General features: G+C 65.7%; 22 protein-coding genes. All 22 read right to left on the bottom strand.

Annotated elements, in window-relative coordinates; translation table 11 throughout:
* Nucleotides 1–78: 78 nt before the first annotated feature.
* The gene (locus tag Ssi02_RS05035) at nucleotides 79–729 is read right to left on the bottom strand and encodes an adenylate kinase (protein ID WP_204021544.1); all 651 of its coding nucleotides are present in this window, start codon (nucleotides 727–729) and stop codon (nucleotides 79–81) included.
* Nucleotides 729–2,036, bottom strand: a complete 1,308-nt coding sequence (secY, locus tag Ssi02_RS05030; RefSeq protein WP_204021542.1) for a preprotein translocase subunit SecY — start codon at nucleotides 2,034–2,036, stop codon at nucleotides 729–731. The genes Ssi02_RS05035 and secY overlap by 1 nt, the downstream gene beginning before the upstream one ends.
* Before the next feature lie 289 nt (nucleotides 2,037–2,325).
* On the bottom strand, nucleotides 2,326–2,781 hold the full coding sequence (gene rplO / locus Ssi02_RS05025; RefSeq protein ID WP_204021540.1) for a 50S ribosomal protein L15: 456 nt from the start codon (nucleotides 2,779–2,781) through the stop codon (nucleotides 2,326–2,328).
* Nucleotides 2,782–2,783: 2 nt separating this feature from the next.
* Nucleotides 2,784–2,966, bottom strand: coding sequence for a 50S ribosomal protein L30 (rpmD, locus tag Ssi02_RS05020; protein ID WP_204021538.1), 183 nt, complete (start codon nucleotides 2,964–2,966; stop codon nucleotides 2,784–2,786).
* A 3-nt stretch (nucleotides 2,967–2,969) separates the two neighbouring features.
* Complete coding sequence (gene rpsE / locus Ssi02_RS05015; protein WP_204021536.1) at nucleotides 2,970–3,602, bottom strand: 30S ribosomal protein S5; 633 nt, start codon at nucleotides 3,600–3,602, stop codon at nucleotides 2,970–2,972.
* Nucleotides 3,603–3,654: 52 nt separating this feature from the next.
* A complete protein-coding gene (gene rplR, locus Ssi02_RS05010) occupies nucleotides 3,655–4,038 on the bottom strand; it encodes a 50S ribosomal protein L18 (RefSeq protein WP_204021534.1) in 384 nt (127 codons plus the stop codon).
* Nucleotides 4,039–4,040: 2 nt separating this feature from the next.
* Nucleotides 4,041–4,583: a 50S ribosomal protein L6 gene (gene rplF, locus Ssi02_RS05005; RefSeq protein WP_204021532.1), complete on the bottom strand. Its 543-nt coding sequence runs from the start codon at nucleotides 4,581–4,583 to the stop codon at nucleotides 4,041–4,043.
* A gap of 17 nt (nucleotides 4,584–4,600) precedes the next feature.
* Nucleotides 4,601–4,999: a 30S ribosomal protein S8 gene (gene rpsH / locus Ssi02_RS05000; RefSeq protein ID WP_093171754.1), complete on the bottom strand. Its 399-nt coding sequence runs from the start codon at nucleotides 4,997–4,999 to the stop codon at nucleotides 4,601–4,603.
* Between the two features lie 178 nt (nucleotides 5,000–5,177).
* Complete coding sequence (locus tag Ssi02_RS04995) at nucleotides 5,178–5,363, bottom strand: type Z 30S ribosomal protein S14 (protein WP_204021530.1); 186 nt, start codon at nucleotides 5,361–5,363, stop codon at nucleotides 5,178–5,180.
* Between the two features lie 2 nt (nucleotides 5,364–5,365).
* Nucleotides 5,366–5,935, bottom strand: coding sequence for a 50S ribosomal protein L5 (gene rplE, locus Ssi02_RS04990; protein WP_204021528.1), 570 nt, complete (start codon nucleotides 5,933–5,935; stop codon nucleotides 5,366–5,368).
* A complete protein-coding gene (gene rplX, locus Ssi02_RS04985; protein ID WP_445009402.1) occupies nucleotides 5,935–6,255 on the bottom strand; it encodes a 50S ribosomal protein L24 in 321 nt (106 codons plus the stop codon). The genes rplE and rplX overlap by 1 nt, the downstream gene beginning before the upstream one ends.
* Nucleotides 6,256–6,624 carry a 50S ribosomal protein L14 gene (gene rplN / locus Ssi02_RS04980; RefSeq protein WP_093171758.1) on the bottom strand — a complete coding sequence of 123 codons (369 nt, stop codon included), beginning with the start codon at nucleotides 6,622–6,624 and terminating at the stop codon, nucleotides 6,256–6,258.
* 145 nt (nucleotides 6,625–6,769) lie between these two features.
* The gene (gene rpsQ / locus Ssi02_RS04975; protein WP_204021526.1) at nucleotides 6,770–7,045 is read right to left on the bottom strand and encodes a 30S ribosomal protein S17; all 276 of its coding nucleotides are present in this window, start codon (nucleotides 7,043–7,045) and stop codon (nucleotides 6,770–6,772) included.
* Nucleotides 7,038–7,277, bottom strand: a complete 240-nt coding sequence (gene rpmC / locus Ssi02_RS04970) for a 50S ribosomal protein L29 (RefSeq protein WP_204021525.1) — start codon at nucleotides 7,275–7,277, stop codon at nucleotides 7,038–7,040. The genes rpsQ and rpmC overlap by 8 nt, the downstream gene beginning before the upstream one ends.
* Nucleotides 7,277–7,696 carry a 50S ribosomal protein L16 gene (gene rplP / locus Ssi02_RS04965; RefSeq protein WP_204021524.1) on the bottom strand — a complete coding sequence of 140 codons (420 nt, stop codon included), beginning with the start codon at nucleotides 7,694–7,696 and terminating at the stop codon, nucleotides 7,277–7,279. The genes rpmC and rplP overlap by 1 nt, the downstream gene beginning before the upstream one ends.
* Before the next feature lie 2 nt (nucleotides 7,697–7,698).
* Nucleotides 7,699–8,535, bottom strand: coding sequence for a 30S ribosomal protein S3 (rpsC, locus tag Ssi02_RS04960; RefSeq protein ID WP_204021523.1), 837 nt, complete (start codon nucleotides 8,533–8,535; stop codon nucleotides 7,699–7,701).
* Nucleotides 8,535–8,903 carry a 50S ribosomal protein L22 gene (gene rplV, locus Ssi02_RS04955; RefSeq protein ID WP_204021522.1) on the bottom strand — a complete coding sequence of 123 codons (369 nt, stop codon included), beginning with the start codon at nucleotides 8,901–8,903 and terminating at the stop codon, nucleotides 8,535–8,537. The genes rpsC and rplV overlap by 1 nt, the downstream gene beginning before the upstream one ends.
* 31 nt (nucleotides 8,904–8,934) lie before the next feature.
* On the bottom strand, nucleotides 8,935–9,213 hold the full coding sequence (rpsS, locus tag Ssi02_RS04950; RefSeq protein ID WP_204021521.1) for a 30S ribosomal protein S19: 279 nt from the start codon (nucleotides 9,211–9,213) through the stop codon (nucleotides 8,935–8,937).
* 11 nt (nucleotides 9,214–9,224) lie between these two features.
* Complete coding sequence (gene rplB, locus Ssi02_RS04945) at nucleotides 9,225–10,061, bottom strand: 50S ribosomal protein L2 (protein ID WP_204021520.1); 837 nt, start codon at nucleotides 10,059–10,061, stop codon at nucleotides 9,225–9,227.
* Between the two features lie 152 nt (nucleotides 10,062–10,213).
* Nucleotides 10,214–10,516: a 50S ribosomal protein L23 gene (gene rplW, locus Ssi02_RS04940; RefSeq protein ID WP_204021518.1), complete on the bottom strand. Its 303-nt coding sequence runs from the start codon at nucleotides 10,514–10,516 to the stop codon at nucleotides 10,214–10,216.
* Nucleotides 10,516–11,172, bottom strand: a complete 657-nt coding sequence (gene rplD / locus Ssi02_RS04935; protein WP_204021516.1) for a 50S ribosomal protein L4 — start codon at nucleotides 11,170–11,172, stop codon at nucleotides 10,516–10,518. Before rplD ends, rplW begins: the two co-directional genes overlap by 1 nt.
* A complete protein-coding gene (rplC, locus tag Ssi02_RS04930; RefSeq protein WP_204021514.1) occupies nucleotides 11,169–11,822 on the bottom strand; it encodes a 50S ribosomal protein L3 in 654 nt (217 codons plus the stop codon). The genes rplD and rplC overlap by 4 nt, the downstream gene beginning before the upstream one ends.
* Between the last annotated feature and the right edge of the window lie 2 nt (nucleotides 11,823–11,824).

The raw sequence follows: 11,824 nt of genomic DNA, 5'->3' as shown, positions 1-11,824 counted from the left end.
TCCAGTTCCCGGCTCTGAGATGCACCAGACGGCTTTCATAAGAGCTGGGTGGCTCCTGCCTAGAAAGAGGCCAAGAACCTAGTCCACAAACGGTTTCAGGGCTTCCATAGCCCGTTGGGTGACCTCTTCGACCGGGCCGGTCGCGTCGACCCCGACCAGAAGGCCCTCACCCGCGTAGAAGGAGACCAGCGGCGCGGTCTGCTGAGCGTAGACCTCCAGGCGGTGCCGGACGGTCGCTTCCTTGTCGTCGTCACGCTGGAAGAGCGGACCACCACAGACGTCGCAGATGTCGTCGCGCTTGTCGTCGAACTCCACGTGGGAGATGTGCCCGCACTGGGCGCAGGTGCGGCGGCCGGCCAGGCGGCGGACGACTTCCTCGTCGTCCACCACCAGCTCCAGGACGATGTCCAGGGAGGTGCCCATCTCGGCGAGCATCTTCTTCAAGACCTCGGCCTGGGGCACGTTTCTGGGGAAGCCGTCGAGCAGGAAGCCGTCCTGCGCGTCCCGCTCCGCGAGGCGGTTGCGAACCATGGCGATGGTGACCTCGTCGGGCACGAGATCGCCGCGGTCCATGTAGGTTTTGGCAAGTTTGCCGAGCTCCGTGCCGCCCGAGACGTTGGCACGGAAAATGTCACCTGTCGAGATCTTCGGGATAGACAGGTTCGATGCGATGAACTGGGCCTGAGTCCCCTTACCCGCTCCGGGGGGCCCGACCAGGACGAGGCGCACTACTTCAGGAAGCCTTCGTAGTTTCGCTGCTGGAGCTGGCTCTCGATCTGCTTCACGGTGTCAAGACCGACACCCACCATGATCAGAATGCTCGTTCCTCCGAACGGGAAGTTCTGACTCGCACCGGCCACCGCCAGAGCGACGATCGGCACCATGGAGATGAGGCCAAGATACAGAGCGCCGGGAGCGGTGAGACGGGTGAGCACGTAGTTCAGATACTCAGCCGTCGGCCGGCCCGGGCGGATGCCCGGGATGAACCCACCGTACTTCTTCATGTTGTCAGCCACTTCAACGGGGTTGAAGGTAATCGACACGTAGAAGTAAGTGAAGAACACGATCAGCAGGAAGAACGTGATCATGTAGACCGGGGTGTCACCCGTCACGAGGTTCTGCGAGATCCACTGCACGACCGGGTTGGGGTTCTGCGTGTTCGCGAACAACGTGGTCACGAGCTGCGGCAGATAGAGCAGGGACGAGGCGAAGATGACGGGGATGATGCCCGCCTGGTTGACCTTGAGCGGGATGTAGGTGGAAGTGCCGCCATACATCCTCCGGCCCACCATGCGCTTGGCGTATTGCACCGGGATGCGGCGCTGGGCCTGCTCCACGAACACGACCGCGGCGATCATGAAGACTCCGACCACCAGCACGGCGGCGAAGGTCCAGGCGCTCTTGCGGAAGATGTTCATCAGCTCGGACGGGAAGACGGCGACGACCTGAGTGAAGATCAGGATGGACATGCCGTTGCCGATGCCCCGGTCGGTGATCAGCTCGCCGAGCCACATGATCACCGAGGTGCCGGCGGTCATGACGATGACCATCGTGATGATGGTGATCGGGTCCTCGTTGAGCAGGATCTGCTCACGGCAGTTGGGGAACAGTTGTCCCGTCCGCGCGAGCGCCACGAAGGCGGTCGACTGGAGAACTGCCAAGCCAATGGTCAGATAACGTGTGTATTGCGTAATCTTGGCGGTGCCGGCCTGGCCCTCCTTCTTGAGGGCCTCAAGGCGTGGAATCACCACGGTGAGCAACTGAAGAATGATGCTCGCCGTGATGTAGGGCATGATGCCCAGCGCGAACACCGACAACTTCAACAGCGCGCCACCGCTGAATAGCTGCACCATGCCGTAGATGTTTCCGGCGTCACCCTCGGTCGCCTGCGCAAGACACTGGCGAACGTTGTCGGTATGCACACCGGGTGTGGGAAGAACCGAGCCGAAGCGGAACAGCGCGATGATGCCCAGTGTAAAGAGCAACTTCTTGCGCAGGTCCGGGGTACGGAACGCCCGGGTAATCGCGGTCAGCACGGTCCCTCCTGCGCGCCTATCAGGCGGTATCGGTCAGCGATGGTGCGGGGGTGGTCCATCGGAAATCTCATGTCATTGAGCATTGCCGAGGCGGGCAAACGGCCCGCTGTCCAGCGAACTCTAACGCACCGAGGGCGCGAGGGCCTATCACGAACCCCCGCGCCTCGCATTCTGAGCTGATTTCATCGGGTCGGGCCAGGGCACCGGGGGTCTGCCCGAGGTGACAGAACATTCGCCTGTCCCACCGGGGCCCCCGGTGACTCACCCGACCGGATGAAACACCCATTTACTACAGCTCGGTGACAGAGCCCCCGGCTGCGGTGATCCTCTCACGCGCGCTGGCGGAGAAGGCGTGCGCCTTCACGTTCAACGCGACAGAGATCTCACCGGTTCCGAGAACCTTCACAAGCTGGTTCTTACGCACCGCACCTTTGGCCACGAGCGTCTCGACGGTGACATCGCCACCCTCAGGGAACAACTCGCCGAGTTTGTCCAGATTGACGACCTGGTAAGAGGTCTTGAACAGCGCGTTGGAGAAGCCCTTCAGCTTGGGCAGCCGCCGCTGAAGCGGAACCTGGCCACCCTCGAAGCCGAGCGGGGTTGTCTTGCGGGACTTCGTCCCCTTGGTGCCACGACCGGCGGTCTTGCCCTTGGAGCCCTCACCGCGACCCTTGCGGGTCTTGGCCTTGTTGGCGCCACGAGCCGGACGGAGGTCGTGGAGTTTGATCGGAGTGTTCTCAGACATCACTAGTCGACCTCTTCCACCTCGACGAGGTGCGTCACCACGGCGACCATGCCCCGGATCTCCGGACGGTCCTCCTTGACGACGAAATCGCCGATTCGCTTCAGGCCAAGCGAGCGCAGCGAGTCACGCTGGTTCTGCTTGCCACCGATCTTGGACCGGACCTGGGTGATCTTCAGACGCGCCATCGACTAGCTCACCGCCTTGGCCGCGGCAGCGGCCTCCGCGATGCCCTCGGCGCGGGCCTTGAGCATCGCCTTGGGGGCGACGTCCTCGATCGGCAGACCACGGCGGGCGGCGATCTCCTCGGGGCGGCTGAGGCCCTTCAGAGCGGCCACCGTGGCGTGCACGATGTTGATCGGGTTGTCGGAGCCGAGCGACTTCGACAGAACGTCGTGGATGCCGGCGCACTCCAGGACGGCGCGCACCGGACCACCCGCGATGACACCGGTACCGGCGGAGGCGGGACGCAGGAGCACGACTCCGGCGGCCTCCTCACCCTGGACGGTGTGCGGGATGGTGCCCTGGATGCGCGGCACCTTGAAGAAGTGCTTCTTGGCCTCTTCGACGCCCTTGGCGATGGCCGCGGGCACTTCCTTGGCCTTGCCGTAGCCGACGCCGACCAGGCCGTTGCCGTCACCGACGATGACCAGCGCGGTGAAGCTGAAGCGCCGGCCACCCTTGACGACCTTGGCCACTCGGTTGATCTTTACGACGCGCTCGATGTACGAGACGCCCTTGTCTGCGGCGCCACCGCGGCGATCGTCACGACGGTCCCGCCGCTCGCCACCGCCGCCGGCACCGCGACGCGGAGCTGCAGCCATCAGTGGTTCCTCTTCTCGTTGCTCATAAGACGGGCCATGGGGTGCGAAGTCATCAGAACTCCAGCCCGCCCTCGCGGGCACTGTCCGCAAGAGCGGCGATGCGACCCGCGTAACGGTTACCACCGCGGTCGAAGACCACAGCGGTGATACCGGCAGCCTTGGCCCGCTGAGCGACCAGCTCGCCGACCTGCTTCGCCTTGTCGGTCTTGTTCCCCTCGGCGGAGCGCAGCGAGGCGTCCAGAGTGGAGGCGCTCACCAGCGTGTGGCCGACGGTGTCGTCGACGATCTGCACGAAGATGTGCTTGGTCGAGCGGTTGACGACGAGGCGCGGACGCACCGTCGTGCCGACGACCTTCTTGCGGACTCGGCGGTGGCGACGGGCCCGCGACAGTGCGCGGGCGGCCATGTGCTTGCCGAACGCGAGCTTGCCAGCCATGTCTACCTACCAGCCTTTCCGACCTTGCGGCGGATCACTTCACCCTGGTAGCGCACGCCCTTGCCCTTATACGGGTCGGGCTTGCGCAGCTTGCGGATGTTGGCGGAGACCTCGCCGACCCGCTGCTTGTCGATGCCGTCCACGTGGAACAACGTGGGCTTGTCGACCCGGAAGGTGATGCCCTCCGGCGCGTCGACGATCACCGAGTGGCTGAAGCCCAGGGAGAACTCCAGCTGCGTGGGGCCCTTGGCCTGCACGCGGTAACCGACACCGACGATCTCAAGCGTCTTGCTGTAACCCTGTGTGACGCCGCTCACCATGTTGGCGATCAGCGTGCGGGACAACCCGTGAAGGGCGCGCACCTTGTTCTCGTCGTTCGGGCGCGCGACGGAAATGCTTCCGTCCTCACCGCGGGCGACCGTAATGGGGTCTGCGACCCGGTGAGAAAGCGTGCCCTTGGGGCCCTTGACCGTGACATCCCGGCCGTCGATGGTGATGTCAACACCACTCGGTACGGGGATGGGCAGCCGTCCGATTCGCGACATGCTGTGATTCCTCCCCTCTACCACACGTAGGCGAGGACTTCCCCGCCTACACCACGCTTGCCGGCCTGCTTGTCGGTCATCAGGCCCGCGGACGTCGAGATGATCGCGACGCCCAGACCCCCGAGAACCTTCGGCAGGTTGTCCTTCTTTGCATAGACCCGCAGGCCGGGCTTGGAAACCCGACGCAGGCCCGCGAGCGCCCGCTCGCGAGTCGGCCCGAACTTCAGCTCCACCACGAGGTTCTTCCCGACCTTGGCGTCCTCGACGGACCAGGTCTGGATGTAACCCTCCTGCTGGAGGATCTCGGCGATGTGCGCCTTGATCTTCGAGTACGGCATGGCCACGCTGTCGTGGTACGCCGAGTTCGCGTTACGCAGACGCGTCAACATGTCTGCGATCGGGTCGGTCATCGTCATGGCCGGTGGCCCTCCTCGCCGCGGTTTCCCGGCCGGGACCTACGGCGTGGTCGTGGGCGCTTCAAGCAGCGCCCGGTTGATATGACTACTCCTACGGGGCGTGGCCCCGCTCCCCCGCGCGACGCGCCGCACCGTGGCGCGCGTCGCGCGAAGGGGTGTCATCCCGCGAGGCGGGACGTCACCAGCTGGACTTGGTGATGCCGGGAAGCTCGCCCCGGTGAGCCATCTCGCGGAAGCAGACACGGCACAGGCCGAACTTGCGGTAGACGGCGCGCGGCCGGCCACAGCGAGAGCACCGAGTGTATGCCCTGACATCGAACTTGGCCTTGCGAGCAGCCTTGGCGATCAGCGACTTCTTAGCCATGATCAGGCCTCCTTGAAGGGGAAGCCGAGAAGCTTGAGAAGCGCCCGGCCCTGGTCGTCGTTGGGGGCGGTCGTCACAACCGTGATGTCCATGCCCCGCTGACGGTCGACCTTGTCCTGGTCGACCTCGTGGAACATGACCTGCTCGGTGAGACCGAAGGTGTAGTTCCCGTTGCCGTCGAACTGCTTGGGCGACAGGCCGCGGAAGTCACGGATGCGCGGAAGCGCCAGCGACAGCAGCCGGTCCAGGAACTCCCACATGCGGTCGCCACGCAGCGTGACGTGGGCGCCGATGGGCATGCCCTCACGCAGCTTGAACTGCGCGATGGATTTGCGCGCCCGGGCGATGGCGGGCTTCTGCCCGGTGATCACCGTCAGGTCGCGGACGGCACCCTCGATCAGCTTGGAGTCGCGGGCGGCCTCGCCGACACCCATGTTCACCTTGATCTTGGTGATCGTGGGCACCTGCATGATGTTCTGGATCTCGAACTGCTCACGCAGCTTCGCAATGATCTCTTCGCGGTAGCGCTGCTTGAGCCGCGGGATCGTGCGCTCTTCCGTCGTGGCGGTCATCACTTGTCCTCACCCGAATCGTCGGACGCGGCCTCAGCCTCGGCCTTCTTAGCGGGCTTGTCGTCCTTCTTCGCCTCTTCATCCTTGAGCTTCTTGACGTTGCTCACGTGGATGGGCGCCTCCATGGACTGCACGCCGCCGGTCTTGGCGCCGCGCGGACCCTGGTGGGTCTCCTTCGAGTGCTTCTTGATCATGTTGACGCCCTCGACCACCACACGCTCGTCGCGCGGGTAGGAGGCGATCACACGACCCTTGGCACCCTTGTCCTTGCCGGCGATGACCAGAACGAGGTCACCCTTCTTCACATGCAGCTTCGGCATTTAGAGCACCTCCGGAGCGAGCGAGATGATGCGCATGAACTTCTTCTCGCGCAGCTCGCGGCCGACCGGACCGAAGATACGCGTGCCCCTGGGGTCACCACTGTCCTTGATGATGACCGCGGCGTTTTCGTCGAAGCGGATGTAGGAGCCGTCGGGGCGGCGGCGCTCCTTGCGGGTGCGCACCACGACAGCTTTGACAACGTCGCCTTTCTTCACGCCGCCACCGGGAAGGGCATCCTTCACCGTGGCGACGATGACGTCGCCGATACCCGCGTAGCGCCGACCCGAGCCGCCGAGAACGCGGATGCAGAGAATCTCCTTGGCACCCGTGTTGTCGGCGACCTTGAGCCGCGACTCCTGCTGGATCACGTCAACTCCCGTGTGTCGCGCTGGTTCTCACCATCTGGGTGAGCCTGGCGGAACTGGTTATGGTCTTTGTCCCTACGGGCCAGATGACCGGCCCGAGGGGGAAACGCCCGAGTGGGGGGTGACACGTCACCCCCCTGTGGGCGATCTACTTGGCGCGCTCGAGGATCTCGACGACGCGCCACCGCTTGGTGGCGGACAGCGGCCGGGTCTCCATCAGGAGCACGCGGTCGCCGACGCCACACTCGTTCTGCTCGTCGTGCACCTTGTATTTGGTGGTACGACGGATGACCTTGCCGTAAAGCGGGTGCTTGACGCGGTCCTCGACGGCAACGACGACAGTCTTGTCCATCTTGTCGCTGACGACCAGGCCCTCGCGGGTCTTGCGGTAGTTCCGCGTCGTCTTGTCAGTTGTCTCAGCCATCGCTCGATTCCTTCTCGTCCTTCACAACGATGCCGAGCTCCTGCTCCCGCATCACGGTGTAGATACGGGCGATCTCGCGGCGGACGGCACGCAGCCGCCCGTGGCTCTCCAACTGGCCGGTCGCGGACTGGAAGCGGAGGTTGAACAGCTCCTCCTTCGCCTCCTTCAGCTTCGCGACCAGTTCGTCCCGGTCCTGCACCCGCAGTTCACCGGCGGTCAGGCCCTTAGCCATCACGCCTCACCCACTTCTCGCTTGACGAACCGGCACTTCATCGGAAGCTTGTGCATCGCACGCCGCAGCGCCTCACGGGCCACCGGCTCCGCTACGCCCGAGAGCTCGAACATGACTCGGCCGGGCTTGACGTTGGCGATCCACCACTCGGGAGAACCCTTACCGGAACCCATGCGGGTCTCGGCCGGCTTCTTGGTGAGCGGACGGTCCGGGTAAATGTTGATCCACACCTTGCCGCCACGGCGGATGTGGCGGGTCATGGCGATACGAGCGGACTCGATCTGGCGGTTGGTCACGTAGGCGTGCTCAAGCGCCTGAATGCCGAACTCGCCGAAGACGACTCGCGTGCCACCCTTGGCCATGCCGCTGCGGTCAGGCCGGTGCTGCTTACGGTGCTTGACCCTGCGAGGGATCAGCATGGTCAGCTCCCTTCAGCACCCGGCTGCTCCGCCGGGCCGCTCTCGGGCGCCCCAGCGGGCGCAGTGGATTCGGTCCTAGGGCCACGACCGCCGCCACGGGGGCCTCCGCCCTCACGGCCACGGCCGCCGCGGCCGCGCTGCGGCCGGTCGGTGCGGTCACGACGCTGGCCGGCGGCACGGGCGCCGGCGGCGGCCGCCTCGCGCTCGGCGCGGCTGGTCGGAGCCTCACCCTTGTAGATCCACACCTTCACGCCGATGCGGCCGAAGGTGGTGCGGGCCTCGTAGAAGCCGTAGTCGATGTCCGCGCGCAGGGTGTGCAGCGGCACGCGACCCTCGCGGTAGAACTCCGACCGGGACATCTCAGCGCCGCCCAGACGACCCGAGCACTGGACCCGGATGCCCTTGGCGCCGCTCTTCATGGCCGACTGCATCGCCTTGCGCATCGCGCGGCGGAACGAGACACGGCTGGAGAGCTGCTCGGCCACACCCTGAGCGACGAGCTGAGCGTCGATCTCGGGGCTCTTGACCTCAAGGATGTTGAGCTGGACCTGCTTCTTGGTCAGCTTCTCCAGGTCACCGCGGATGCGGTCGGCCTCGGCGCCGCGGCGGCCGATGACGATGCCGGGCCGCGCGGTGTGGATGTCCACCTGCACGCGGTCGGTCGTGCGCTCGATCTCGACCTTGGAGATGCCGGCCCGCTCGCTGCCGCGCTGCAGCATCCGGCGGATGGCGACATCTTCGGCGACGTAGGACTTGTACAGCTTGTCGGCGTACCACCGGCTCTTGAAGTCGGTCGTGATGCCGAGGCGGAACCCGTGCGGGTTAACCTTCTGGCCCACTATCGGGTCCTTCCCTTCGGCTTGCCCTGACCCTCGGGCCGGGACTCGACGATCACAGTGATGTGGCTCGTCCGCTTGTTGATCCGATAGGCACGGCCCTGGGCACGGGGACGGAACCGCTTCAGCGTCGGTCCCTCGTCCACCCACGCGCGGCTGACAACCAGCGTGTCACGGTCGAGCTTGAAGTTGTGCTCGGCATTCGCCATGGCGCTCGAGAGCACTTTGTAGATCGGCTCACTCGCCGACTGGGTGGCGAACTGCAGAACGGCCTGCGCCTCCGAAGCGGGCAGCCCGCGAATGAGGTCCACCACGCGGCGGGCCTTCTGGGGCGTGACGCGGACGAACCGCGCCTGAGCCCTGGCTTCCATCGCTTACTCCTCTGACTACTTCGAAAGGCGCTTATCGCCGGCTGCGGCGGTCTTCCTTGACGTGGCTGCGGAACGTCCGCGTCGGAGCGAACTCACCCAGCTTGTGGCCGATCATCGAGTCGGTGATGAACACCGGCACGTGCTTGCGGCCGTCGTGCACGGCGATCGTGTGGCCGATCATGTCAGGCACGATCATGGAGCGGCGCGACCACGTCTTGATGACGTTCTTGGTGCCCTTCTCGTTCTGGACGTCCACCTTGTTCATGAGGTGGTGGTCCACGAAGGGGCCCTTCTTAAGGCTACGTGGCATTTCGGCTGCTCCTACCGCTTCTTCCTCTTGCTGCGACGTCGGATGATCAGGCGGTCGCTCGGCTTGTTCGCCTGGCGGGTGCGGCCCTCGGGCTTGCCCTTGGGGTTGACCGGGTGGCGACCACCGGAGGTCTTGCCCTCACCACCACCGTGCGGGTGGTCGACCGGGTTCATCGCGACACCGCGGACGGTGGGGCGCTTACCCTTCCACCGCATACGGCCGGCCTTGCCCCAGTTGATGTTGGCCTGCTCGGCGTTGCCGACCTGACCGACGGACGCGCGGCAACGCACGTCCACCATGCGCATTTCACCGGAGGGCATACGCAGCGTGGCGTACTGCCCCTCCTTGGCGAGGAGCTGGATCTGAGCCCCGGCGGAGCGGCCCAGCTTGGCGCCGCCACCCGGCCGCAGCTCCACCGCGTGGATGAAGGTACCGGTCGGGATGTTGCGCAGCGGCAGGCAGTTGCCCGGCTTGATGTCGGCCCCGGGGCCGTTCTCAATGCGGTCACCCTGCTTGATGCCGGTCGGCGCGATGATGTAGCGCTTCTCACCGTCGGCGTAGTGGAGCAGAGCGATGCGGGAGGTGCGGTTGGGGTCGTACTCGATGTGAGCGACCTTGGCCGGGATGCCGTCCTTGTCGTTCCGCTTGAAGTCGATGATGCGGTAGGCGCGCTTGTGGCCGCCGCCCTGGTGGCGAGCGGTCACACGGCCGTGGACGTTACGACCGCCCTTGCCGTGCAAGGGGGCAAGCAGCGACTTCTCGGGCGTGCTGCGCGTGATCTCGGAGAAGTCCGAGACGCTCGCGCCGCGGCGACCTGGGGTCGTCGGCTTGTACTTACGGATGCCCATCTTTTTCGTTCATCCTTTGTCGTCATCGGGTCCGCCGACCTGGCGGTCGGGCGGACCCCTTCGTACCGGTCGAGGTCGCCTCCCCGATCCGCAAGGGATCAGGGGCTGCTCGCTCGTCCATCTGCTGGCTTGGCAGCCACGGACGCGGTGGTTCAGCCGATCTGGCCGAAGATGTCGATCCGGTCGCCCTCAACCAGGCTCACAATCGCGCGCTTGGTGTCGGGCCTCTTGCCGAAGCCGTGGCGGGTGCGCTTGCGCTTACCCTGCCGGTTGATTGTGTTGACCCCGGTGACCTTGACCCCGAAGATCTGCTCAACGGCGATCTTGATCTGGGTCTTGTTGGCGGTCGGCCTCACGAGGAAGGTGTACTTGTTGTGCTCGTCGATCAGGCCGTAGCTCTTCTCGGAGACGATCGGCTTGATGATGACGTCACGCGGGTCGGCGATCTTCTCCATCAGGCGTCTTCCTTCGCGCTCTCGCTGCCGCCCGTCAGACGAGCGACGACCTGGTCGTAGGCGGCCTGCGTGAAGACCACGTCGTCGTGCAGCAGCACGTCGTAGGTGTTCAGCTGGCCGGCGTCCAGGAGGTGGACCTCGGGGGCGTTGCGCAGGCTCAACCAGGTGAGCTCGTCGTCGGCGTCGACCACGACAAGCACCGAGGGAGCCTGCGTCACCTTGCGGAGCGAGGCGAGCGCGGCCTTGGTCTTCGGCGTCTCACCGGTCACGAGCCCGCTGACCACGTGCACGCGGCCGACCGCGGCCCGGTTGGACAGCGCGCCACGCAGGGCGGCGACCTTCATCTTCTTCGGGGTCCGCTGCGAGTAGTCGCGCGGAACCGGACCGTGGACGACGCCACCGCCGGTGAACTGCGGCGCCCGGGTCGAACCCTGACGGGCACGGCCGGTGCCCTTCTGGCGGTAGGGCTTCTTGCCTCCACCGCTGACCTCGCCGCGGGTCTTGGCCTTGTGCGTGCCCTGGCGGGCGGCGGCGAGCTGGGCCACGACGACCTGGTGCATCAGCGGGATGTTGACCTTGGCGCCGAAGACCGCGTCGGGCAGCTCAACCGTGCCGGCCTTGGCACCGGCCGCGTCGAGAACGTCGATCGTGCTCACTTGCTGGCCCCCTTCTTGGCCGCGGTGCGGATGAGGACCAGGCTGCCGTTGGCGCCGGGGATCGCACCCTTGATCAGGATGAGGCCCTTCTCGGCGTCCACGGCGTGGACCTTCAGGCTCTGGATGGTCTTGCGCTCGTTACCCATGCGGCCGGCCATCCGAACACCCTTGAAGACGCGGCCGGGAGTGGCGCATCCACCGATGGAGCCGGGCGAACGGTGCTTGCGCTGGGTGCCGTGTGAGGCGCCCAGACCACCGAAACCGTGCCGCTTCATGACACCGGCGAAGCCCTTACCCTTGCTCTTGCCCGTCACGTCGACGAACTGGCCGGCCTCAAAGGTGTCGGCCAGGAGCTCCTGGCCGATCGTGTACTCGCTCGCGTCCTCGGTGCGGATCTCGGCGAAGTAGCGGCGCGGGGTGATGTCGTGCTTGCGCAGGTAGTCACCGAGCGGCTTGTTCACCTTGCGCGGGTCGACCTGTCCGAAGCCGAGCTGGATGGCGGCGTAGCCGTCACGCTCGGGAGTGCGAACCCGGGTCACCACGCACGGACCGGCCTCGACCACGGTGACCGGAACGATCCGGTTGTCCGCGTCGAAGACCTGGGTCATGCCGAGCTTCTTGCCCAGGACGCCCTTGATCTGCTTAGCCATGT

This window comes from Sinosporangium siamense, assembly GCF_016863435.1.
GTDB classification, from domain to species: domain Bacteria; phylum Actinomycetota; class Actinomycetes; order Streptosporangiales; family Streptosporangiaceae; genus Sinosporangium; species Sinosporangium siamense.
The sequence above is the reverse complement of the archived record's forward strand: the minus strand, read 5'-3'. Positions and strand labels throughout refer to the sequence as shown.

What these genes read in the sequence shown, in the direction of transcription:
- rpsE (WP_204021536.1), bottom strand. Translation starts at nt 3,602, where the DNA reads ATGGCTGCAGCTCCGCGTCGCGGTGCCGGCGGCGGTGGCGAGCGGCGG.
- rplF (WP_204021532.1), bottom strand. Translation starts at nt 4,583, where the DNA reads ATGTCGCGAATCGGACGGCTGCCCATCCCCGTACCGAGTGGTGTTGAC.
- rpsH (WP_093171754.1), bottom strand. Translation starts at nt 4,999, where the DNA reads ATGACGATGACCGACCCGATCGCAGACATGTTGACGCGTCTGCGTAAC.
- Ssi02_RS04995 (WP_204021530.1), bottom strand. Translation starts at nt 5,363, where the DNA reads ATGGCTAAGAAGTCGCTGATCGCCAAGGCTGCTCGCAAGGCCAAGTTC.
- rplX (WP_445009402.1), bottom strand. Translation starts at nt 6,255, where the DNA reads ATGCCGAAGCTGCATGTGAAGAAGGGTGACCTCGTTCTGGTCATCGCC.
- rpmD (WP_204021538.1), bottom strand. Translation starts at nt 2,966, where the DNA reads ATGGCGCGTCTGAAGATCACCCAGGTCCGGTCCAAGATCGGTGGCAAG.
- rplB (WP_204021520.1), bottom strand. Translation starts at nt 10,061, where the DNA reads ATGGGCATCCGTAAGTACAAGCCGACGACCCCAGGTCGCCGCGGCGCG.
- rplP (WP_204021524.1), bottom strand. Translation starts at nt 7,696, where the DNA reads ATGCTGATCCCTCGCAGGGTCAAGCACCGTAAGCAGCACCGGCCTGAC.
- rplC (WP_204021514.1), bottom strand. Translation starts at nt 11,822, where the DNA reads ATGGCTAAGCAGATCAAGGGCGTCCTGGGCAAGAAGCTCGGCATGACC.
- rplO (WP_204021540.1), bottom strand. Translation starts at nt 2,781, where the DNA reads ATGTCTGAGAACACTCCGATCAAACTCCACGACCTCCGTCCGGCTCGT.
- rplE (WP_204021528.1), bottom strand. Translation starts at nt 5,935, where the DNA reads ATGACCGCCACGACGGAAGAGCGCACGATCCCGCGGCTCAAGCAGCGC.
- rpsS (WP_204021521.1), bottom strand. Translation starts at nt 9,213, where the DNA reads ATGCCACGTAGCCTTAAGAAGGGCCCCTTCGTGGACCACCACCTCATG.
- rplR (WP_204021534.1), bottom strand. Translation starts at nt 4,038, where the DNA reads ATGGCTGGCAAGCTCGCGTTCGGCAAGCACATGGCCGCCCGCGCACTG.
- rpmC (WP_204021525.1), bottom strand. Translation starts at nt 7,277, where the DNA reads ATGGCTAAGGGCCTGACCGCCGGTGAACTGCGGGTGCAGGACCGGGAC.
- rplW (WP_204021518.1), bottom strand. Translation starts at nt 10,516, where the DNA reads ATGGAGAAGATCGCCGACCCGCGTGACGTCATCATCAAGCCGATCGTC.
- rplV (WP_204021522.1), bottom strand. Translation starts at nt 8,903, where the DNA reads ATGGAAGCCAGGGCTCAGGCGCGGTTCGTCCGCGTCACGCCCCAGAAG.
- rpsQ (WP_204021526.1), bottom strand. Translation starts at nt 7,045, where the DNA reads ATGGCTGAGACAACTGACAAGACGACGCGGAACTACCGCAAGACCCGC.